Source organism: Mycobacterium kiyosense (assembly GCA_021654635.1).
GTDB lineage: Bacteria > Actinomycetota > Actinomycetes > Mycobacteriales > Mycobacteriaceae > Mycobacterium > Mycobacterium kiyosense.
In genome coordinates, this window is sequence record AP025179.1 from 1,834,466 (window position 1) to 1,855,089 (window position 20,624).

Here is a 20,624-nt window from a genome sequence, read left to right on the forward strand (position 1 = left end):
CCTGATGACGGCCACCGCCGGACACTCTTGGCTGCCCCGGGCATCGTGCAACGTCGGTTGCGTGAGCGGCACCGCGGTGTCGCGGTCGCTCGCCGAGCGGGTCCGGGTGGCGCTTCGGCTCACCGTGGCGCTGCTGCTGGCCCCGGGCATCCCGCTGCTCGGCATGCCGATGCCCGGCAGCAACCATCTGCAGCGCGCCTACTGCCGGATGGTGCTGCGCTGCTTCGGCGTGCGAATCACCGTGCACGGCAACCCGATTCGTAACCTGCGTGGTGCGCTGGTGGTCAGCAGCCACACCTCCTGGCTGGACGCCTTCGCCATCGGCGCGGTGCTGCCCGGGTCGTTCGTCGCCCGCGCCGACATGTTCACCGGTCCGGCGATCGGAATCGTGGCCCGCGCGCTGAAGATCATCCCGATCGAGCGGGCCAGCCTGCGCCGGCTGCCCGGTGTGGTCGACGCGGTCGCCCGGCGGCTGCGCGCCGGGCAGACGGTGGTCGCGTTCCCGGAGGGAACCACCTGGTGCGGCCGGGCGTCCGGAAACTTCTATCCGGCGATGTTCCAGGCCGCCATCGACGCCGGCCGTCCCGTGCAGCCGCTGCGGCTGACGTATCACCACGTCGACGGCAGCGTATCCACGACACCCGCGTTCGTCGGCGACGACACCCTGCTGCGGTCGGTGTTCCGGTTGCTCCGGCAGCGCCGGACCCTGGCCTGCGTGCGCGTCGAGTCACTGCAGCTGCCCGGCGACGACCGGCGTGCCCTGGCCCGCAACTGCCAGTCCGCGGTGCACGCCTGCGTACCGGGTCCCGCGGCGCCGCGCCCGGACCACGGCCACGTCCTGGTGGCCTGAAACAGCCCCGACCGGCCAGTCCGCGATGCCGCGGACAATGGGCCGGGTGAATCCCCGCCCCGCCCCCATCAAACCCGCGCCCGGACAGGAATCCGTCTGGGACTATCCCCGTCCTCCGCGCGTGGAACCGTTCCGCGGCTCGATCACCGTCGAATTCGGCGGCCTGACGATCGCATCGGCCAGCTGCGCGCACCGAGTGCTGGAAACCAGTCACCCACCCACGTACTACCTGCCCCGAGACGCATTCGTCGACGGCGTGCTGCGTCCCGCGGCCGGTGGCTCCTGGTGTGAATGGAAAGGCCGGGCAAGTTATTTCGACCTGACTGCCGGCGGGCGGACCGCGACCCGCGCGGCGTGGACCTACCCGCAGCCGGCGCCCGGGTTCGAACCGATCGCCGGCGCCGTCGCGGTGATGGCCGCGCAGATGGACCGGTGCACGGTCAACGGCGAAGAGGTGACCGCCCAGCCCGGCGGCTTCTACGGTGGCTGGATCACCAGCTGGATTGTGGGTCCGTTCAAGGGAATTCCCGGATCACAAGGCTGGTGAGGATGTTCACGGCGCGCGACTGCCGAGCCGGCGCTGCTGGGCCACCACCTCGTCGAGATCGGACAGCCTTCGCATCCCGGCCAACGGCTGCTTCATCCGGTGATTCCCGGCCAGCTGCTCGTTGTTGCGAGACAGAAACCACCAGTACCCGCCGGTGAACGGGCAGGCGTCGGCCCCGACGCGCCGGCCCGGGCGGTAACGGCATTGGCCGCAGTAATCGCTCATCCGATTGATGTAGGCCCCGCCCGAGGCGTACGGCTTCGTCGCCATCAGCCCGCCGTCGGCGTGCAGTGACATGCCGATGACGTTGGCGACCATCACCCAGTCGTAACCGTCGACGAAGCAGCGGTGGAACCAGTCGGTGACAGCGGCCGGATGCCAACCACGTTGCAGCGCATAGTTCGACAGCACCATCAGTCGCGGGATGTGATGCACCCAGCCGTGTTCGCGGACCTGGGCCAGCACGTCCTTGAGGCAGCGCGCCTCGACGGCGTCGGCGTCGAGTTCGGCGAACCAATCAGGCAGCTCGGTGCGTGCCTGCAATGCGTTGTGGCGGCGGTAGTTTCGCCCAAAATGCCAATACACGTGCCAGACGTAGTCGCGCCAGCCGATCAGCTGGCGAATGTAGCCCTCCACGCTGCCCAGCGGCGCCTGCCTGGTGCGGTAGGCGTCTTCGGCGGCGTATGCGCACTCGAGCGGGTCCAGCAGGCCCAGGTTCATCGGCGCCGACAGCAGGCTGTGCGCCATGAACCGGTCCCCGGTCAGCATGGCATCTTCGTGCGGACCGAAGTGCGGCAACCGATTGCGCAGGAACACCTCAAGCGCTTGGCGCGCTTCGGTTGCGGTGACGGCGAATTCGCGCGGGCCGTCGGAGCCGACGAACGACACCGCGCCGTCGCTTTCCCAGCGGTCCAGATCCGCGCGCACCCGCTCGTCGATCTCGTCCTCGGTGGGCAGCCAGGGCCCGGGCACGCCCAAGTCGGTTCCGTTTTTCGGTGCGGGTTCCCGATTGTCGGCGTCGAAATTCCACCTGCCGGAGACGGGTTCGTCGCCGTCCATCAGCAGGTCGAACCGGCGGCGGGCGCTGCGATAGAAATCCTCCAGGCGCAGCGTGCGCTGCTGTTGCGCCCAGCCGTCGAACTGTTCGCGGCTGGTGCAGAAACCGCGGGCGGCCACCACCTCGACGGCGGGCAGTGACCGCACGAACCGGTCGGCCGCGAACGAGGTGGGCTGACACACGCTGATCGGTCCGTTGACGCGGGTCAGCGCCTCGCGGTAGGTGCGGGTCTGCAGGAAGGTGGCCTGCTCGCCGAGTTCGGCGGCGCGGTGCCGCAGCGCCGAGAGCACCAGATGGGCCTTGCGCCGGTGGAACCGCCGCCGTTCGAACACCGCCCGCGACTCGACCAGCAGCACCGGCTGGCCGGGGTCGTCCAGAAAATGCGGGCCGAGCTGGTCGGCGAAGCACCACCGCGTGGTAACCCGGCCGGCAGCGGATCGATCCTGTTTGGTCAAATCTTCACCGTCTTAACGATTGGCGGGATTGGGTGAACCGGTCGGGTACCCGCTCCACCTGCCGCTGAGACAGGCTGTGGCTGCTCAGGCGCTGGACGCGACCGGTATCGTGGGGCGAGTCATGGTCTATCTCGATCACGCCGCCACCACCCCGATGCACCCAGCTGCCATTGAGGCGATGACGGCTGTGTTGGGCTGCGTCGGCAACGCGGCGTCGCTGCACACCACCGGCCGGGCGGCCCGCCGGCGGGTGGAGGAGTCCCGCGAGCTGATCGCGGACAAACTGGGCGCCCGCCCCTCCGAGGTCATCTTCACCGCCGGCGGCACCGAGAGTGACAACCTGGCCGTCAAGGGGATCTTCTGGGCCCGTCGCGACGCCGACCCCCTGCGCCGGCGCATCGTTGCCACCGAGGTCGAACACCACGCGGTGCTGGACGCAGTGAACTGGCTCGTCGAGCACGAAGGCGCCGAGGTCACCTGGCTGCCCACCGCGTCCGACGGTTCGGTGTCGGCGGCCGACCTGCGCGCGGCGCTGCAGACCTACGACGACGTGGCGCTGATCACGGTGATGTGGGCCAACAACGAGGTCGGCACCGTCATGCCGGTCGCCGAGCTGGCAGCGGTCGCCGCCGAATTCGGTATCCCCATGCACAGCGACGCCGTGCAGGCGATCGGTGCGCTGAACGTCGACTTCGCCGCCAGCGGACTGTCGGCGATGAGCGTGGCTTCGCACAAGTTCGGCGGGCCGCCCGGGGTCGGCGCACTGCTGCTGCGCCGCGACGTCGCGTGCGTGCCGCTGCTGCACGGCGGTGGCCAGGAGCGCGATATCCGTTCCGGCACACCATATGTCGCGGGCACCGTGGGGATGGCGACGGCGGCCGCGCTCGCCGTGGACGGGCTGGATGCCACCAGCGCGCGGCTGCGCGCACTGCGCGACCGGCTGGTCGACGGCGTGCTGGCCGGCATCGACGACGTCCGGCTCAACGGCGCCCGGGACCCGTTGCGGCTACCGGGCAACGCGCACTTCACCTTCCGCGGCTGCGAAGGCGATGCGCTGTTGATGTTGTTGGACGCCAACGGAATCGAGTGCTCGACCGGGTCGGCCTGCACCGCCGGGGTGCCGCGGCCGTCGCACGTGCTGGTCGCGATGGGCGCCGACCCGGCCAGTGCGCGCGGCTCGCTGCGACTGTCGCTGGGGCACACCAGTGTCGACGCCGACGTCGACGCGGTGCTGCAGGTGCTGCCCGGCGCCGTGGCGCGGGCCCGCCGCGCCGCCCTGGCCGCCGCGGGGCTTTCGTAATGAAGGTTCTCGCCGCGATGAGCGGCGGTGTCGACTCGTCGGTCGCCGCCGCCCGCATGGTCGATGCCGGACACGACGTGGTCGGTGTGCACCTGGCGCTGTCCACCGCGCCCGGCACGCTGCGCACCGGATCTCGTGGCTGCTGCTCCAAAGGAGGACGCCGCCGACGCGCGCCGCGTTGCCGACGTCCTCGGAATCCCGTTCTACGTCTGGGATTTCGCGGAGAAGTTCCAGGCCGACGTGATCGACGAATTCGTGTCGTCCTACGCGCGCGGGGAGAAACCCCCAACCCGTGCGTGCGCTGCAACCAGCAGATCAAGTTCTCGGCGTTGTCGGCGCGCGCGCTGGCGCTGGGCTTCGACACGGTGGTCACCGGGCACTACGCCCGGTTGTGCGACGGCCGGTTGCGGCGCGCCGTCGACCGGGACAAGGACCAGTCGTACGTGCTGGCGGTGCTGAGCGCCGAGCAGTTGCGCCACGCCGCATTCCCGATCGGCGATACCCCCAAGCCGCAGATCCGCGCCGAGGCGGCGCGTCGCGGCCTCGCGGTCGCCGACAAGCCGGACAGCCACGACATCTGCTTCATCCCCTCGGGTGACACCCAGGCGTTTCTGGGTGCCCGCATCGGTGTCCGGCGGGGCGCGGTGGTGGACCGCGACGGCACGGTGCTGGCCGAGCACGACGGCGTGCACGGCTTCACCATCGGCCAGCGCAAGGGCCTGGGCATCGCCGGTCCCGGCCCGGACGGCAGGCCGCGGTACGTGACGGCGATCGACGCCGACACCGGGACCGTGCACGTCGGCGCCGCGGCCGATCTGGAGGTTGCGGCGTTGACCGGTAGGCGGCCCGTGTTCACCTGCGGGCGTGCGCCGTCGGGTCCGATCGAGTGCGAGGTCCAGATTCGTGCGCATGGCGAAATCGCCGGTGCGGTAGCCGAATTGGTGGGCGACGAACTGCGGGTGCAGTTGCGTGCCCCGGTGCGCGGGGTGGCGCGCGGCCAGACGCTGGTGCTCTACCGCCCCGACCCGGCCGGCGACGAGGTGCTGGGCAGCGCCACCATCGCCGGGACCGGGCGGGACTAGCCTCGACTACAGGGGGATCCCGAAGGCGCTCAGGTCGATGCCGAAGGCACGCAGGGTTTCCGAAGCAATGCCACCAAACTGGGTGCCCCCGAAGGCAACGTGCGAGGGAAGATACTCGGAAACGAGAAACCCGTTTGAGTCGTAGATAGTCGTGTGCGCAACGTCCACCGTTGCCGGCGCCGGCGAAGCGAAGACGCCCCCGAAGGGAATGTTCAGATCGATGGACCCGGTTCCGCCGCCGGGGCTACCGAGCGGAATTGAGATCGGGACATTCTGATGGCCGAACAAGACAGCATCCGCGTAATTGAAGGGCGCGGAGAATAATGCGACGGCGGCACCCACAGGGTTTCCGCTGCTCAACGCGCTGTAAACCGCGTTACCGCTGTTAAAGAGTGAGTAGCCCCCGGTGATATTCGGCCCTGCCGCGGCCAGGAGAAGTTGAAGCGGCATAGGCACGTCCAGCGAACCGCCGGTCAACTGGTAGGCAGTGCGGACAACACCCTCAGGACTGATGTGGGAGTAGTCAAAGGTGCTGTTCTGATTCAATCCGATCCCTAAGCTGCCGAGTGGAGTGGAGGCATTGAGCAATTGCTTCAACACCGCTCCGGTCGGCGGCATCCCCCCGGTAAAAGTGAAGTCTCCACCACCCGTGATGGTCACCGGGCCTATCGGCGTGTCAAATGTCGTGGAAAAGGGGGGTATGCTCTCGGCGGGCGCGGCGCCGCCCAAGAACTTCCCCAGCAGGGCTTGCACGGGGTTGTTCGCCACATTCGCCAAAGTTTGTTGCGCGTTGGCGATCTCGGTGCTCAGATATTTCGCCGCGCCGCCGTTGAGCAAACTGACGAACTCGTCGTGGAACGCGGCCATCTGGGCGTTGACGGCCTGGAATTCCTTGGCGCTCGCGGTGAACAGTGCCGTGATCGCCGCCGATATCTCGTCGGCCGCCGGGGCCGCGATCGCGGTTGTCTGGGCCGCGGCCGCGGCACCCGCATCGCGCAGAGCGGAGCCGATGGTACCGAGGTTGCCGGCTGCCGCCGACAGAGCGTTCGGGGTAGCGAGTACGTATGACATCGGCGCCTCTCTCGTCAATGGACCGGGCGGTCCGGGTTTGCTGGGCCGAATATTAGGCAGCAACGCCGCGTCGCCGATACAGGGTTTTCCCTATACTTTGGGCCGTTTGCGCAGTTGGCGGCGGCCGGACGGCACCCGGTGAGGTTCGGGGTGCGGGACTTCCCATTGAATCCGAGTTAGGTTACCCTAAGTTCGATTCGATGGCGGCGGGTCTCAGAGCGAACCGGCAAGCGACCGAACATCATTGACGAAGTCGAAGGCTCAGGAGGCGCTGTGCCGAAAACCTGGATGGACACGCTGTTCCTGCCGGCTCGCTGGCCGGGAACGTTCCCGTTCCCGCACCAGGCCGCATTCGTACTCGACAACCCGCTGCGACGGCGCATCGACAACCCTGCCGACACCGTCGACGCGCTCGAACTGACGGGCGCGGAACGTGTGCTGGAGGTGGGCCCGGGCTCGGGTTTCTTCAGTGTCGAGATCGCGCGGCGGCTTCACGCCGGACGCCTGGAGCTGTTCGACATCCAGCCCCAGATGCTGGAGAAGTCACGACGCAAACTCGACCGCGCCGGGTACGTCGACGTGGGCTTTCATACCGGCCAGGCCGGCGACGGACTTCCGTTCCCTCCCAGCAGCTTTGACGCCGCCTTCCTGGCCAGCGTGATCGGTGAGGTGCCGGACAAGTCGCAATGCGTGCGGTCGTTACACAGCGTGCTCAAACCCGGCGGCCTGCTGGTGTTCCGCGAAACCTTCGCCGATCCCGACCGCTTCGGCGCCGACCAACTGCGCGAGCTTGCCGAGCCGGCCGGATTCGAGTTCGTCGACACCGCGGGCTCGCCCTGGCGCGACATCATCCGGTTCCGCAAGCCGGACTGACCGAATCTGCTTGTTGCTAAGGCACTTTGGCGACCATGTTGGTCATCACGATCTCGGACACGGATTCGGTGAACCCGCAGAAGGTGACCTCCAGCAGTACCACCGACAGCACCCGGTAGTCACGACCGCAATTGCCCGGTCGCATCTGCAGCGACTCGGCGTCGGACTGCCAGTTCTCCACCAACAGCCAGCCCATCGAGCTGGTCGCGCACTGCCCGACCGTGTCCACCAACGCCCCGAAAGCGCGCCGCGCCGCCGCGTTGTCGAGGTAACTCGCCGCTCCTTCGGAGATCAGCCGACCGCCGGGCGGATCCTGGAAGGTGGTCTTGTGGAACGCCTTGACCTCGGGGCCGAAGGTCGCGGTTTCGGCGAAGACGAAGCGGCACTCCGACGGTGCGGTGGCCGCCAGGCTCCCGACATCCACCGGGTAGCTGCCGTCCATCGACGGGATGATGGTCAGATTCTCACCCGAGCCGGTGATCGCGCGCATCCGTGACTGGTCCAGCAGCACGGTGCCGGCGTCGAGCACGCCGACCGGGACGGCGCCGAACGGCAACGCCGCTTCGCCGTCCACCACCCGGGTGCAGGCCGCCGTCAGCAACACCGCCAGACACAGCAGCAGTCTTGCCATCGGCCACCTCTCCGGGTCGAACCTACCCGCGCAGAGCCGGGGTAAACACCCCTGGTGGGCGGTGCCCGATGTGATGTCGAATACGGTTGCCCGGTGAGTGTTTTCGCAACCGGCACCGGGGTCGGGTCGTGGCCCGGCACCGCGCCGCGACCCGCCGCCGAGGTGGTCGTCGGTGAGTTGGCCGACGCGATGGCCCATCTGGTCGAGTTGCCGGCCAGGGGAGTGGGCGCCGACCTGCTGGGACGGGCCGGTGCGTTGCTGGTCGACGTGGCCATCGATACGGTGCCGCGCGGCTACCGGATCGCCGCGCGGCCGGGCGCGGTGACGCGCCGGGCGGTCAGCCTGCTCGACGAGGACCTGGACGCGCTGGAAGAAGCCTGGGAGACGGCGGGCTTGCGCGGTAGTGGCCGGGTGATCAAGCTGCAGGCTCCCGGGCCGATCACGCTGGCCGCGGGGCTGGAATTGAGCAACGGCCACCGCGCGATCACCGACCCGGGCGCGCTGCGCGACCTGGCCGCCTCGCTGGCCGAGGGCGTCGCCGCCCAGCGGGCGACATTGGCGCGCCGCCTGGACACCCCGGTGGTGGTGCAGTTCGACGAGCCCACGCTGCCGGCCGCGTTGGGTGGTGGGCTGACCGGCGTGACGGCGCTGAGCCCGGTGCGCCCGCTGGACCAGGCGGTGGCAGCCGCAGTGCTGCAAACCTGTATCGAGACGGTGGACGCGCCCGTGCTGCTGCATTGCTGCGCCCCCGAAATTCCGTGGAATCTGTTGCAGCGCAGCGATATCAGCGCGATTTCGGTGGACGCCGCGACGCTGCGGGCCGACGACCTGGAACGTATCGCCGAATTCGTGGAATCGGACCGCGCCGTGGTATTGGGCGTGGTTCCCGCCGCCGCACCCGAGCGCCGGTTGTCGGCCGAGGAGGTAGCACTTTCGGTGGTCGCGGTGACCGACCGGCTCGGCTTCGCGCGCACCGCCCTGCGCGGGCGCGTGGGCGTCAGTCCGGCGTGCGGGCTGGCGGGGGCGACGCCGCAATGGGCCCGCACCGCGATCGGGTTGGCCCGTAAGGCCGCTGAAGCGTTCGCTTCGGATCCCGACGCCATCTGAATGCGGCGCGGTTCGGCGTTTCAGTCGAATGGAAGGCGCCAGCGAAGGCCCGGAAAGCGGGCGAAACCGCGGTCGGTGGTAACCCAGGTTGCGCCGTTCTCGATCGCCAACGCGGCGTGGTAGGCATCGGCGATCGTGTTGCCTCTCGCCCCGGTCGCGGCGCAGAGGGCATCGAAGATGTCCCAATGCCGCGGCCCCGGTCGCAGCACCACGGCGGACGGCGCGGACCGCAGCCGTCCGCACGCCTCAAGCGCCTGTCCGGTGGAACTGGGCTGCCGAAATATTCGATGGTTGGTGATCAACCGCATGACTCCCGACAGCACCAGCTCGCTGATCCCCACCGGTTCGTCGCCGTTCAACAGATCTTCCAGCGACCCGCGGTAGCGAGAGTGCTCGATGCTGTCTTCGCGGATCGCGTAGAGGCAGACGTTGACGTCAAGGAGCAGCATTGTCACCGAGGATGTCGGCGAGGGCGTCCTTGTCCTCGAGGCTGACGCCGGGACGCAAGCCGCCGGTTCCATGGGTCGCCAGCTGAAATGCTGCGCGCTGCGATGTGTCCGTGTCACGGCGCAGCATCGCGCGCAACGCATCCTCCACCACGGCGCTCAGGGATCGCGACGTTCGGGCGGCCAACACCTTTGCCTCGGCCAGCAGGCTGTCGTCGATATTGACCGTCGTCCGCATGGTGCACCATAACATCATGGGTCTGCATCATGATGCAGCCCTGTTACTGAGCCGCGGCAATCGCGCGGCTTCGTCGAAGACGGGGCTGTCGGCCACTTCGGATAGCCTGCCTGGGTGACTTCGCCCGACGTGTTGCGCGAGTGGCAAGACCTGGCCGAGGAAGTGCGCGAACACCAGTTCCGCTACTACGTGCGCGACGCCCCGATCATCACCGACGCAGAGTTCGACCAGTTACTGCGCCGGCTGGAGGCACTCGAGGCCGACCATCCCGAACTGCGCACGCCCGATTCGCCTACCCAGCTGGTCGGCGGCGCCGGGTTCGCGACCGAATTCGAGCCAGCCGACCATCTGGAACGGATGCTCAGCCTGGACAACGCGTTCAGCAGCGAGGAGCTGGCCGCCTGGGCAGCCCGCATCCACGCCGAGGTCGGCGACGCCGCCACCTATCTGTGCGAACTCAAGATCGACGGCGTCGCGCTGTCGCTGGTCTACCGCAACGGCCGGCTGAGCCGGGCGGCGACCCGTGGCGACGGACGCACCGGTGAGGACGTCACCAACAATGCCCGCACTATCGACGACATACCGGCGCGGCTCACCGGCACCGACGAGTATCCGGTGCCCGACGTCCTCGAGGTGCGCGGCGAGGTCTTCTTCCTATTGGCCGACTTCCAGGCGCTCAACGCCAGCCTGGTCGAAGAGGGCAAGGCGCCGTTCGCCAACCCGCGCAACAGCGCGGCGGGCTCACTGCGCCAAAAAGACCCGGCGGTGACCGCCCGGCGCAAGCTTCGGATGATCTGCCACGGCGTGGGCCACACCGAAGGTTTCCGCCCGGCCACCCAGCACGGCGCCTACCTCGCGCTGCAGGCCTGGGGGTTGCCGGTGTCCCAGCACACCACCGTGGTCGACAACCTGGACGGCGTGCAGGAGCGCATTGACTACTGGGGTGAACATCGCCACGAGGTGTCCCACGAAATCGACGGCGTGGTGGTCAAAGTCGACGAAGTGGCGCTGCAGCGCCGACTGGGCTCCACGTCGCGGGCCCCCCGCTGGGCCATCGCCTACAAGTACCCGCCCGAGGAAGCCCAGACCCGGCTGCTCGACATCCGCGTCAACGTCGGGCGCACCGGACGGGTCACCCCGTTCGCGTTCATGGAGCCGGTCAAGGTTGCCGGGTCCACGGTCGCGCAGGCCACCCTGCACAACGCATCGGAGGTCAAGCGCAAAGGTGTGCTCATCGGCGATACCGTGGTGATCCGCAAGGCCGGCGACGTGATACCGGAAGTGCTGGGGCCCGTCGTCGACCTGCGCGACGGTTCCGAACGCGAATTCGTCATGCCCACCAACGTGTCCCGAGTGCGGAACCTTGCTGGCGCCGGAGAAGGAGGGCGACGCCGACATTCGCTGCCCCAACAGCCAGCGCTGCCCGGCGCAGTTGCGGGAACGGATCTTTCACGTCGCCAGCCGCAACGCCCTGGACATCGAGGGCCTGGGTTACGAGGCCGGCGTGGCGTTGCTTGCGGCGCAGGTGGTCACCAGCGAGGGCGATCTGTTCGACCTCACCGAAGACGACCTGCTGCGCACCGACCTGTTCCGCACCAAGGCCGGCGGTCTGTCGGCCAACGGCAGACGGCTGCTGGCCAACCTCGACAAGGCCAAGGCCGCACCGCTGTGGCGGGTGCTGGTCGCGCTGTCCATCCGCCATGTCGGTCCCACGGCCGCCCGCGCGCTCGCCGCCGAGTTCGGCGACCTGCAGGCAATCCAGGACGCCTCCACCGAAGAACTGGCGGCGGTGGAGGGCGTCGGGCCCACCATCGCGGCCGCGGTCACCGAATGGTTCACCGTCGACTGGCACCGCGACATCGTCGACAAGTGGCGCGCGGCCGGCATGCGGATGGCCGACGAGCGTGACGACAGCGTGCCGCGCACCCTGGCCGGGCTGACGATCGTGGTCACCGGCTCACTGGGCGGCTTCTCCCGCGACGAGGCCAAGGAGGCCATCGTGGCGCGCGGCGGGAAAGCCGCCGGGTCGGTGTCGAAGAAGACCTCCTACGTGGTGGCCGGCGACTCCCCGGGATCGAAGTACGACAAGGCCGTCGAACTCGGGGTGCCGATCCTCGACGAGGACGGCTTCCGAAAGTTGTTGCAGGACGGCCCCGCTCAGGACGCCACCGCGGGCCCGTCGGATACCGGAGCCGACGAGTAGTCGCGAGCGCAGCGGAGTCAGCTCGGCCGCCGGGGCATTCGCCGGTGTGACGAACCGGCAAGAAGCCCTATGGTGGGCGCTATGACTCAGACCGTCGGCCCGCCCATGGCTGCGTCGCCGTGGTCGCCGCGCGAGGCGCAGCTGCTGGCGGTAACGATGGAACTGTTGCAGGAGCACGGCTACGACGGGTTGACGGTCGACGCCGTCGCCAGCGCCGCCCGCGCGAGCAAGGCCACGGTGTATCGACGCTGGCCGTCCAAAGCGGAGTTGGTGCTGGCCGCGTTCACCGAAGGAATTCGTCAAGTCGCCGTGCCGCCCAACACCGGTTCGCTGCGCAGCGATCTGATCAAGATCGGCGAGAGCTGCTGTGAGCACGCCTGCACCCAGGCCGGTGCGATGCGCGCGGTGCTGGCCGAAGTGTCCCGGCAGCCCGCGCTCAACGACGCCATGCAGCACCAATTCATCGATCAGCGGGAAGCTTTGATGAAGCACGTGCTGCGCGAGGCCGTCGAGCGGGGCGAGATCGCGGAGTCGGCAATCACCGCCGAACTCTGGGACCTGCTGCCCGGATATCTGATCTTCCGGTCCGTCGTCGAAGGCCGACCGCCCACCCGGCGAACCGTGCAGGCGCTGGTCGACGGTTTCATCCTGCCCGGCCTCACCCGATCCGCGGGGTAGCGTGCCGGGCTCGTCGCAAAAGAGTACGTCGGCGTCTATTGTGCAGTACTGCCCAGTACCGTAGGGTCTTAGCCAACGACCATCACGCGGCGGCGTCCCGGGCGGGTGGTTTCGCCCGATTCGTCGAAAGGTCAACGGGTGAAAGGCTTTTCACCATCAGGAGTCGTCAGGCGGGGGTGGATGGTAATCGTCGCCGTGATCGTTGCGGGCACCGCCGGGTTCGCCATCTACCGGTTGCACGGGATCTTCGGCGCGCACCACAACAAGGCAGCCGAGAACGGCATCTCCAGCCAGATCGTCCCGTTCAACCCCAAGACCGTCGTGCTCGAGGTGTTCGGTGCGCCCGGTGCGGTGGCCACCATCGGCTACCTCGACGTCAACGCCCAGCCGCAACAGGTCGCCAATGCGCCGCTGCCCTGGTCGTTCACCATCACCACCACCGAACCCGCGGTGCTGGGAAACGTTGTGGCACAGGGTAACGGCGCCTACCTGGGTTGCCGCATCACGGTGGACGGCAAGGTCAAGGACGAACGCACCGTACACACCCACGACGCCTACACTTTCTGCCTGGACAAATCCGGATGAGTGAGCAGATGAGTGAGCAGCAGCCCGGTTCGGGCGATCAGAAGCCGCCCCGCCTACCGCACACCATCCGCCGCCTGTCGGTGCCGATCCTGCTGCTGTGGATCGCGCTCGCCGCGGTCACCAACGCGGCGTTCCCGCAACTCGAAGAGGTCGGTAAGACCCACAACGTGGCGCTGAGCTCACCGGACATGGCGTCGTTTCAGGCCACCAGACGGATCGGCCAGGCGTTCAAGGAATTCGACACCGACAGCACCGCCATGGTCGTGCTGGAAGGCGACAAACCCCTGGGCGCCGAAGCCCACCACTACTACGACACGTTGATCCGCAAGATCGAACAGGACCGCAGGCACGTCCAACACGTCCAGGACTTCTGGGGCGACACCCTGACCGCGGCCGGATCGCAGAGCAGCGACGGCAAGGCCGCGTACGTGCAACTGAATCTGGCCGGCAACCAGGGCTCCGCGCTGGCCAACGAATCCGTCGGCGCAGTGCGCGACATCATCGAACACAACCCGCCGCCGGCCGGCATCAAGGCCTACGTCACCGGCGCGGCGCCGATCATCTCCGACCAATTCGACGTGGGCAGCAAGGGAACCGCCAAAGTCACCTCGATCACCGTCGGCGTGATCGCGCTGATGCTGCTGTTCGTCTACCGATCGTTTTTGACCATGCTGCTGGTGCTCGTCACGGTGCTGATCGAAATGGCCGCCGCCCGCGGCATCGTCGCAGTTCTCGGCAACGCCGGAATCATCGGGCTCTCGACCTACGCGACCAACCTGCTGACCCTGCTCGTGATCGCCGCGGGTACGGACTACGCAATCTTCGTCGTTGGCCGCTACCAGGAAGCCCGGACGGCCGGGGAAGACCGAGAAGCCGCCTACTACACCATGTTTCGGGGCACTGCGCATATCGTGCTGGGGTCCGGGCTGACCGTGGCCGGCGCGGTTTTCTGCCTGAGCTTCACCCGGCTTCCGTACTTCCAGAGCCTCGGCATCCCCGCCGCGATCGGTATCCTCGTCGCGCTGGCGGCCGCGCTCACCCTGTCGCCGGCGGTGCTCACGCTGGGCGCCGCCGCGGGCATGTTCGAACCGAAACGCGAGATGCGGACCCGCGGCTGGCGGCGCATCGGCACCGCAATCGTGCGCTGGCCCGGCCCCGTGCTGACCGTGGCCGGTGCGCTGGCCCTCGTCGGCCTGCTCACCCTGCCCGGCTACCGGACCAGCTACGACACCCGGCCCTACATGCCGGCCAGCGCACCGGCCAACGTCGGCTACGCCGCCGCCGAACGGCATTTCTCGCGGGCCCGGCTGGAGCCCGAGCTGCTGATGATGGAGACCGACCGCGACATGCGCAACCCGGCCGACATGCTGGTGCTGGACCGGGTGGCCAGGGCGGTGTTCCACCTGCCCGGTATCGCCCAGGTCCAGACCATCACCCGGCCGTTGGGCACCCCGCTCACCCACACCTCGCTGGCGTTTCAGATCAGCGCACAGAGTGCGAACCAGATCGAAAACCTGCAGTACCAACGGGATCGGGCCGACGACATGCTGCGGCAGGCCGGTGAGCTGTCCAGGGGGATCGACATCCTGCGCCGGCAGTTCACCCTGCAGCAGGAGTTGGCGACCATCACCCACAGCGAGGCGCAGAGCTTCCGCGACACGGTTGCCACCATGAACGACCTGCGCGACAAGATCGCGAATTTCGACGACTTCTTCCGGCCGCTGCGCAGCTACTTCTATTGGGAGAAGCACTGTTTCGACATCCCGGCCTGCGCTGCGATCCGATCGGTGCTCGACGCGCTGGACGGCATCGACCAGCTCACCTCGAAGTTCGAAGACCTCACCGCGACGCTGGGCAAACTCGATGCACTGCAACCCAAACTGGTGGCGTTGATACCCGAGCAGATCGCCAGCCAGCAGACCAACCACGACCTGACGATGACGAATTACGCCACCCTGTCCGGAATCTACGCGCAGACCGCCGCCGCCATCGAAAACGCGACAGCACTCGGCCGCGCGTTCGACGAATCCAAGAACGACGACACGTTCTACCTGCCGCCCGAAGTCTTCACCAACCCCGAGTTCAACCGCGGACTCAAGCTGTTCCTCTCACCCGACGGCAAAGCGGTCCGCATGATCGTCACCCACGACGGCGATCCGGCTACCCCGGAAGGCATTTCACACATCGAGCCGATCAGGAGAGCCGCCCACGAAGCGGTCAAAGGCACCCCGCTGGCCGACGCCCGGTTCTACCTGGGCGGCACCGCGTCCACCTACGCCGACGTGCAGGACGCCGCCAAATACGACCTGATGATCGCCGGAATCGCCGCCCTGAGCCTGATCCTGCTGATCATGATGCTGCTGACCCGTAGCCTGGTCGCGGCGCTGGTGATCGTCGGCACGGTGGGACTGTCACTGGGCGCGTCGTTCGGGTTGTCGGTGCTGGTGTGGCAGTACATGTTCGGCATCAAGCTGTACTGGGTGGTGCTCGCTCTGGCCATCATCCTGCTGCTGGCGGTGGGGTCGGACTACAACCTGCTGCTGATATCGCGGTTCCGGGAGGAGATCGGCGCCGGCCTGAAGACGGGGATCATCCGCGCGATGGCCGGCACCGGCTCGGTCGTCACGTCCGCCGGCCTGGTCTTCGCGATCACCATGTGCGCGTTTCTGTTCAGCGGGTTTCAGGTGCTCGGTCAGATCGGCACCACGATCGGGCTCGGGCTGCTGTTCGACACACTGATCGTGCGAGCGTTCATGACACCGTCGATCGCGACGTTGCTGGGGCGTTGGTTCTGGTGGCCGCAACGGGTGCGCCCGCGACCGGCGAGCTCCATGCTGCGACCCTACGGGCCGCGTCCGGCGGTGCGGCAGCTGCTGCTCTGGGAAGACGACGACCCGCTGATCACACCCCAATCACGTTCGCACGCTTAGATTTTGGTGCTGACCGAGCCGACGGTGAGCAGCCGCTGGGTAGCCGCCGCGGTGAGGGGGCGGGAGAACAGGAATCCCTGCGCCCGGAAGCATCCTTCGTCCAGCAGGGCTCGGGCCGCGCCCCGGGTTTCGACGCCTTCGGCGACCACGTTGAGATTCAGCGCTTCGGCCAACCCCACCACCGCCCGCACGATCGCCACGTCGTCACCGCTGGTCTGAAGGTCCCGGACGAAACCGCGATCGATCTTCAAGGTGTTCACCGGCAGCGTCCGCAACAGGCCCATCCCGCTGAAGCCGGTGCCGAAATCGTCGATGGCTATGTCGATTCCCATCTCGGTGAGCCCGTTCAGCACGGTCCTGGTGCTGACCAGGTCCCGGATCAGCATGCTCTCGGTGATCTCCAAGCCGATGGCCTTGGCGTCGAGACCGAACGCGTCCATCGCGCGGCTCACCGCGCCGAGCAGGTCGTGCGCGACCAACTGCGCGGGGGAGACATTGACGCGCAGCATGGTGCCGGCTCCCACCCCATGTGCCCGCCAGCGCGCCAGGTCCGCGCACGCCGCGTTGAGCACCCACTCGCCGAGTTGGCCGGCCAGATTCAGGGATTCGGCGACGGGTATGAACTTGTCCGGCAGCAGCAGCCCGCGACTCGGGTGCGGCCAGCGCACCAGCGCTTCGACGGCCAGCACGTTTCCGGTCACCATGTCGATCTCGGGCAGGTAGACCACGGTGAGGGCGCCGGTCTCGATCGCGTGCTGCAGATGCAACTCCAGTTCGGCGCGGAACTCACGGCGGCTGAGCATCTCGCCGGAGAAGACGCCGATCCGATCCGTCCCGGCCTCCTTGGCCGACAGCAATGCCTCGTCGGCGTGGCGCAGCACGTCGAGACAGGAGTCCACCCCCGGTACACCGGTGGCGACGCCGACGCTCACCGTGCGGTGGAGGACCTCACCGTCGATGTGCACATTGTCGGTGAGCCGTGCACTGAGGCTCTCCGCAAGAGCACGCGCCGCGGTGGCGTCCATCGCCGCCGCGGGTACCACCACGAACTCGTCGCCGCCGGTCCGCGCGATCAGGCCCCGACCGCCCAGCGCCGCCCGGGCGCCCGCCGCGAAATCCCGGATGAACTGGTCCCCGACGGCGTGGCCGAGGTAGTCGTTGATGGCCTTGAGCCGGTCGACGTTGAAGAACAGCACCGGCACCGGGCCCGGCTGTCCGGCGGCGAGGCGGGCGTCGAGATGTGCCAACAGGGTGCGCCGGTTGGGCAGCGCGGTCAGGTCATCGTGCGCGGCCTGGTAAGTCAGCCGGTTCTCGACGGTCATCCGCGCCTGGACCTGGGCGAACATGGTGGCGACGACCTGCAGCGCGTTGATCTCGTCGTCGGCCCACGCCCGGTCGCCGAACTTCACGAAACCGAGCAACCCGGTGGTGACGTCACCGGCGAGCAACGGCGTCGCAGCCATCGAGATTTCCGGCACGCCACCGGCCGCCCCGATGGTCTGCCGGTACTGCTCGGGTAGGGAGTCCGGACGCAGGATCACCGCAGCCCTTGCGTTTTCGGTCAGAGCAAACACGGGATCGGCGTCGGCGAAGTAAATCGTGTGCAACGGGTCGGGGTCGGGCACGTCCTGCCGGGGCGGCCATTCGGCCACCAACACCGTGGCGCCGATGTCGTGGTCGTTGTGTCGCAGGAAGCTGACGTCGACGTCGAGGAAATCCACCAGATCGGCAAGGACTTGGGTGCTGATCGCGGCCACGTTGGCGGTGGTGGCGCCCAGGAGTCTGGTGGCCACCAAGGTGACGATGGCGTTCAGATTCAGGGGAGTGGAGCTGTCCATCTAGCCGGTTCCTTGCCGATGTCCGGCGCAGCGAAAATCGGCGACAGCAAAGTGTCCTCCCGGCCCGGACGGGACCCTAAATATAGCCGAACTGTGGAGCCCGAATGACCAGCGGTCAGCGCAGCATCGTGGCAACGATGCCGGCCAGGTAACCCAGCCGGGCCACCTCCGAGGGCCGAAACTCCGGACCCGGACGGCCCAGCACCACCGCGGTGTGCGGGTCACCCAGCGGCGCGGCGGCCATGGTGGTGTCCATGGCCCGCCACGACGGCGGCACCCAGTCACCGCCGCCGTCGAGGGCCGCCGCGCGTTCCAGCGGCAGCCACGGCGCCGACACGGCGCGGCTTTCCGGCGCCCCGGCACTTCCGGCCAACCGCTCCAGCTCGTCGCCGGAGCTGCGCACCACCGTGCACCAGCTGACCCGCAGGATCTTGGGCGCCTGGTCGGCCAGCACCTGCAGTTTCGACGCGCGATCGCCGGCAGCGGCCACCAGATCGAGCAGCTCCAGCTCGCGGTGCGCTTCCAGCAGGCCGGTGTGCGGACGGACGCTGTCCACCCGGACCCCGGGCAGCGCCTCGGCCGCGGTGATCAGCGTGTCCGGCATGGCGCCGGGAGGCAACTCGATCACCAGGTCGTCGATCGCATACCCCGCGGCGCGCTCCACCACGTCCAGCGACAGGATGTCGGCGCCCACCGAGCCCAGCGCCACAGCGAGCGACCCCAGGCTGCCTGGCCGGTCGATCAGCTCGATGCGCAACAGGTATGAGGGCACGGCCAACACTTTTACACAGCGACGCGCGCGTGGCATATCGGCCGGACGCACCGGACGGTCGGGCGGTCCCAGCGTCAGCCGTCCCCCTCGGTCCCGACTAGGCTTTTCGCTCGTGTCCCAGATCTCCCGCGACGAGGTGGCCCACCTGGCCCGGCTGGCCCGGCTGGCGTTGACCGACAACGAGCTGGACAGCTTCGCCGGCCAACTCGACGCCATCATCAACCACGTCAGCCAGATCCAGGCCGTCGACGTCACCGGCGTCGAGGCCACCGACAACCCGCTCAAGGACGTCAACGTCACCCGGCCGGACCAGCCCCAGCCGTCCTTGACCCAGCCCGAGGCGCTTGCCGCCGCACCCGAAGCCGTCGACGGACGCTTCGCCGTCCCGCAGATCCTCGGGGAGAGCCAGTGACGGACATCATCCGGCTCGACGCGGCCACCCTGGCCGCCAAGATCGCGGCCAAAGAATTGTCGTCGACCGAGATCACCCAGGCCTGCCTGGACCAGATCGCCGCGACCGACGAACGCTACGGCGCGTTCCTGCACGTCGCCGCCGATGCCGCGCTGGCGGCCGCGGCCGCCGTCGACAAGCAGCTGGCCGCCGGCGAGCAGCTGCCCTCCGCGCTGGCCGGTGTGCCGCTGGCCCTCAAAGACGTGTTCACCACTGTCGACATGCCCACCACCTGTGCCTCCAAGATCCTGGAAGGCTGGCGCTCGCCGTACGACGCCACCCTGACCGCGCGGCTGCGGGCGGCCGGGATCCCGATCCTGGGCAAGACCAACATGGATGAGTTCGCGATGGGCTCGTCCACCGAGAACTCCGCCTACGGCGTGACCCGCAATCCCTGGGACCTCGACCGCGTCCCCGGCGGCTCCGGTGGCGGCAGCGCGGCGGCGCTGGCCGCGTTCCAGGCGCCGCTGGCCATCGGCTCGGACACCGGCGGTTCCATCCGCCAGCCGGCCGCGCTGACCGCGACCGTCGGCGTCAAACCCACCTACGGAACCGTGTCCCGGTACGGGCTGATCGCGTGCGCGTCGTCGCTGGACCAGGGCGGGCCGTGCGCGCGCACCGTCTTGGACACCGCGCTGCTGCACCAGGTGATCGCCGGACACGACCCGCGCGACTCCACTTCCATCGACGCGCCGGTGCCCGACGTCGTCGGCGCCGCCCGGGCCGGCGCAGGCGGTGACCTCAGCGGGGTGCGCGTCGGGGTGGTGCGTCAGTTGCACAGCGGCGAGGGCTACCAGCCCGGTGTGCTGGCCTCGTTCGAGGCCGCCGTCGAGCAGCTCACGGCGCTGGGCGCCGAAGTCAGCGAAGTCGACTGTCCGCACTTCGATTACGCGCTGCCCGCCTACTACCTGATCCTGCCCTCGGAGGTGTCGAGCAACCTGGCCCGCTTCGACGCGATGCGTTACGGGCTGCGGGTCGGCGACGACGGCACCCACAGCGCCGAGGAGGTCATGGCACTCACCCGGGCCGCCGGCTTCGGGCCAGAAGTCAAGCGCCGCATCATGATCGGCACCTACGCGCTGTCGGCGGGGTACTACGACGCCTACTACAACCAGGCCCAGAAGGTGCGCACCCTGATCGCCCGGGACCTCGACGAGGCGTACCGCTCCGTCGACGTACTGGTCTCACCGGCGACCCCGACCACCGCGTTCCGGCTCGGCGAGAAGGTCGACGACCCGCTGGCGATGTACCTGTTCGACCTGTGCACGCTGCCGCTGAACCTGGCTGGCCACTGCGGGATGTCGGTGCCTTCCGGCCTGTCCCCGGACGACGGCCTGCCGGTGGGGCTGCAGATCATGGCGCCCGCCCTGGCCGACGACCGGCTCTACCGGGTCGGCGCCGCCTACGAGGCCGCCCGCGGGGCACTGCCCACCGCTGTCTAGGTGGTGCGAGTGTCTAGGTGGCGCGAGCAGCCGTAAAAGCTCCCCAAACAGGCTCGCTATTTGGGATT

At 68.4% G+C, this 20,624-nt stretch carries 18 protein-coding genes and 1 pseudogene; 12 read left to right on the forward strand and 7 right to left on the reverse strand.

All coding sequences use genetic code 11. The features are described from left to right. Positions 1-4: 4 nt before the first annotated feature. Positions 5-850 (forward strand): lysophospholipid acyltransferase family protein, encoded by an 846-nt coding sequence (locus tag L6444_RS08730; RefSeq protein WP_236981731.1) that lies wholly within the window; start codon positions 5-7, stop codon positions 848-850. Between the two features lie 37 nt (positions 851-887). Then, complete coding sequence (locus L6444_RS08735) at positions 888-1,397, forward strand: DUF427 domain-containing protein (RefSeq protein WP_236981732.1); 510 nt, start codon at positions 888-890, stop codon at positions 1,395-1,397. Positions 1,398-1,403: 6 nt separating this feature from the next. Here L6444_RS08735 and L6444_RS08740 read toward each other — a convergent pair whose 3' ends face one another. Further along, the gene (locus L6444_RS08740) at positions 1,404-2,909 is read right to left on the reverse strand and encodes a cryptochrome/photolyase family protein (protein WP_236981733.1); all 1,506 of its coding nucleotides are present in this window, start codon (positions 2,907-2,909) and stop codon (positions 1,404-1,406) included. Between the two features lie 121 nt (positions 2,910-3,030). On the opposite strand from L6444_RS08740, the gene L6444_RS08745 reads away from it, so the two are divergent. Further along, the gene (locus tag L6444_RS08745) at positions 3,031-4,209 is read left to right on the forward strand and encodes a cysteine desulfurase family protein (RefSeq protein WP_236983945.1); all 1,179 of its coding nucleotides are present in this window, start codon (positions 3,031-3,033) and stop codon (positions 4,207-4,209) included. Next, positions 4,209-5,291: a tRNA 2-thiouridine(34) synthase MnmA gene (mnmA, locus tag L6444_RS08750; RefSeq protein WP_236981734.1), complete on the forward strand. Its 1,083-nt coding sequence runs from the start codon at positions 4,209-4,211 to the stop codon at positions 5,289-5,291. Before L6444_RS08745 ends, mnmA begins: the two co-directional genes overlap by 1 nt. Before the next feature lie 6 nt (positions 5,292-5,297). On the opposite strand, the gene L6444_RS08755 is transcribed toward mnmA, so the two are convergent. Then, positions 5,298-6,362 (reverse strand): PE family protein, encoded by a 1,065-nt coding sequence (locus tag L6444_RS08755; RefSeq protein ID WP_236981735.1) that lies wholly within the window; start codon positions 6,360-6,362, stop codon positions 5,298-5,300. Between the two features lie 288 nt (positions 6,363-6,650). Here L6444_RS08755 and L6444_RS08760 point away from each other — a divergent pair, with 288 nt between their 5' ends. Next, positions 6,651-7,235: a class I SAM-dependent methyltransferase gene (locus L6444_RS08760; protein ID WP_309297859.1), complete on the forward strand. Its 585-nt coding sequence runs from the start codon at positions 6,651-6,653 to the stop codon at positions 7,233-7,235. A gap of 16 nt (positions 7,236-7,251) precedes the next feature. Here L6444_RS08760 and L6444_RS08765 read toward each other — a convergent pair whose 3' ends face one another. Then, positions 7,252-7,866 (reverse strand): sensor domain-containing protein, encoded by a 615-nt coding sequence (locus tag L6444_RS08765; RefSeq protein WP_236981737.1) that lies wholly within the window; start codon positions 7,864-7,866, stop codon positions 7,252-7,254. Between the two features lie 93 nt (positions 7,867-7,959). On the opposite strand from L6444_RS08765, the gene L6444_RS08770 reads away from it, so the two are divergent. Beyond that, complete coding sequence (locus tag L6444_RS08770) at positions 7,960-8,973, forward strand: uroporphyrinogen decarboxylase/cobalamine-independent methonine synthase family protein (RefSeq protein ID WP_236981738.1); 1,014 nt, start codon at positions 7,960-7,962, stop codon at positions 8,971-8,973. Between the two features lie 20 nt (positions 8,974-8,993). Here L6444_RS08770 and L6444_RS08775 read toward each other — a convergent pair whose 3' ends face one another. Then, on the reverse strand, positions 8,994-9,422 hold the full coding sequence (locus L6444_RS08775) for a type II toxin-antitoxin system VapC family toxin (protein ID WP_236981739.1): 429 nt from the start codon (positions 9,420-9,422) through the stop codon (positions 8,994-8,996). Then, complete coding sequence (locus tag L6444_RS08780) at positions 9,409-9,675, reverse strand: type II toxin-antitoxin system VapB family antitoxin (protein ID WP_236981740.1); 267 nt, start codon at positions 9,673-9,675, stop codon at positions 9,409-9,411. Before L6444_RS08780 ends, L6444_RS08775 begins: the two co-directional genes overlap by 14 nt. A gap of 96 nt (positions 9,676-9,771) precedes the next feature. Between L6444_RS08780 and ligA the strand changes: the two are divergent. From ligA to L6444_RS08800, 4 genes and pseudogenes are all read left to right on the forward strand, one after another. Continuing rightward, positions 9,772-11,860 (forward strand): annotated as a pseudogene (gene ligA, locus L6444_RS08785) (NAD-dependent DNA ligase LigA). Between the two features lie 69 nt (positions 11,861-11,929). Beyond that, positions 11,930-12,538 carry a TetR/AcrR family transcriptional regulator gene (locus tag L6444_RS08790; protein ID WP_236981741.1) on the forward strand — a complete coding sequence of 203 codons (609 nt, stop codon included), beginning with the start codon at positions 11,930-11,932 and terminating at the stop codon, positions 12,536-12,538. 180 nt (positions 12,539-12,718) lie between these two features. Then, complete coding sequence (locus tag L6444_RS08795; RefSeq protein ID WP_236981742.1) at positions 12,719-13,123, forward strand: MmpS family transport accessory protein; 405 nt, start codon at positions 12,719-12,721, stop codon at positions 13,121-13,123. Between the two features lie 8 nt (positions 13,124-13,131). Beyond that, positions 13,132-16,053, forward strand: a complete 2,922-nt coding sequence (locus tag L6444_RS08800) for an MMPL/RND family transporter (RefSeq protein ID WP_236981743.1) — start codon at positions 13,132-13,134, stop codon at positions 16,051-16,053. Here L6444_RS08800 and L6444_RS08805 read toward each other — a convergent pair. Together L6444_RS08805 and L6444_RS08810 are read right to left on the reverse strand one after the other, a co-directional pair. Next, positions 16,050-17,891: a putative bifunctional diguanylate cyclase/phosphodiesterase gene (locus L6444_RS08805; RefSeq protein WP_236981744.1), complete on the reverse strand. Its 1,842-nt coding sequence runs from the start codon at positions 17,889-17,891 to the stop codon at positions 16,050-16,052. The genes L6444_RS08800 and L6444_RS08805 overlap by 4 nt on opposite strands. 115 nt (positions 17,892-18,006) lie before the next feature. Then, on the reverse strand, positions 18,007-18,663 hold the full coding sequence (locus L6444_RS08810; RefSeq protein ID WP_236981745.1) for an ACT domain-containing protein: 657 nt from the start codon (positions 18,661-18,663) through the stop codon (positions 18,007-18,009). A 112-nt stretch (positions 18,664-18,775) separates the two neighbouring features. On the opposite strand from L6444_RS08810, the gene gatC reads away from it, so the two are divergent. After that, positions 18,776-19,075, forward strand: a complete 300-nt coding sequence (gene gatC / locus L6444_RS08815) for an Asp-tRNA(Asn)/Glu-tRNA(Gln) amidotransferase subunit GatC (RefSeq protein ID WP_236981746.1) — start codon at positions 18,776-18,778, stop codon at positions 19,073-19,075. Next, a complete protein-coding gene (gene gatA / locus L6444_RS08820) occupies positions 19,072-20,556 on the forward strand; it encodes an Asp-tRNA(Asn)/Glu-tRNA(Gln) amidotransferase subunit GatA (protein WP_236981747.1) in 1,485 nt (494 codons plus the stop codon). The genes gatC and gatA overlap by 4 nt, the downstream gene beginning before the upstream one ends. Positions 20,557-20,624: the final 68 nt, after the last annotated feature.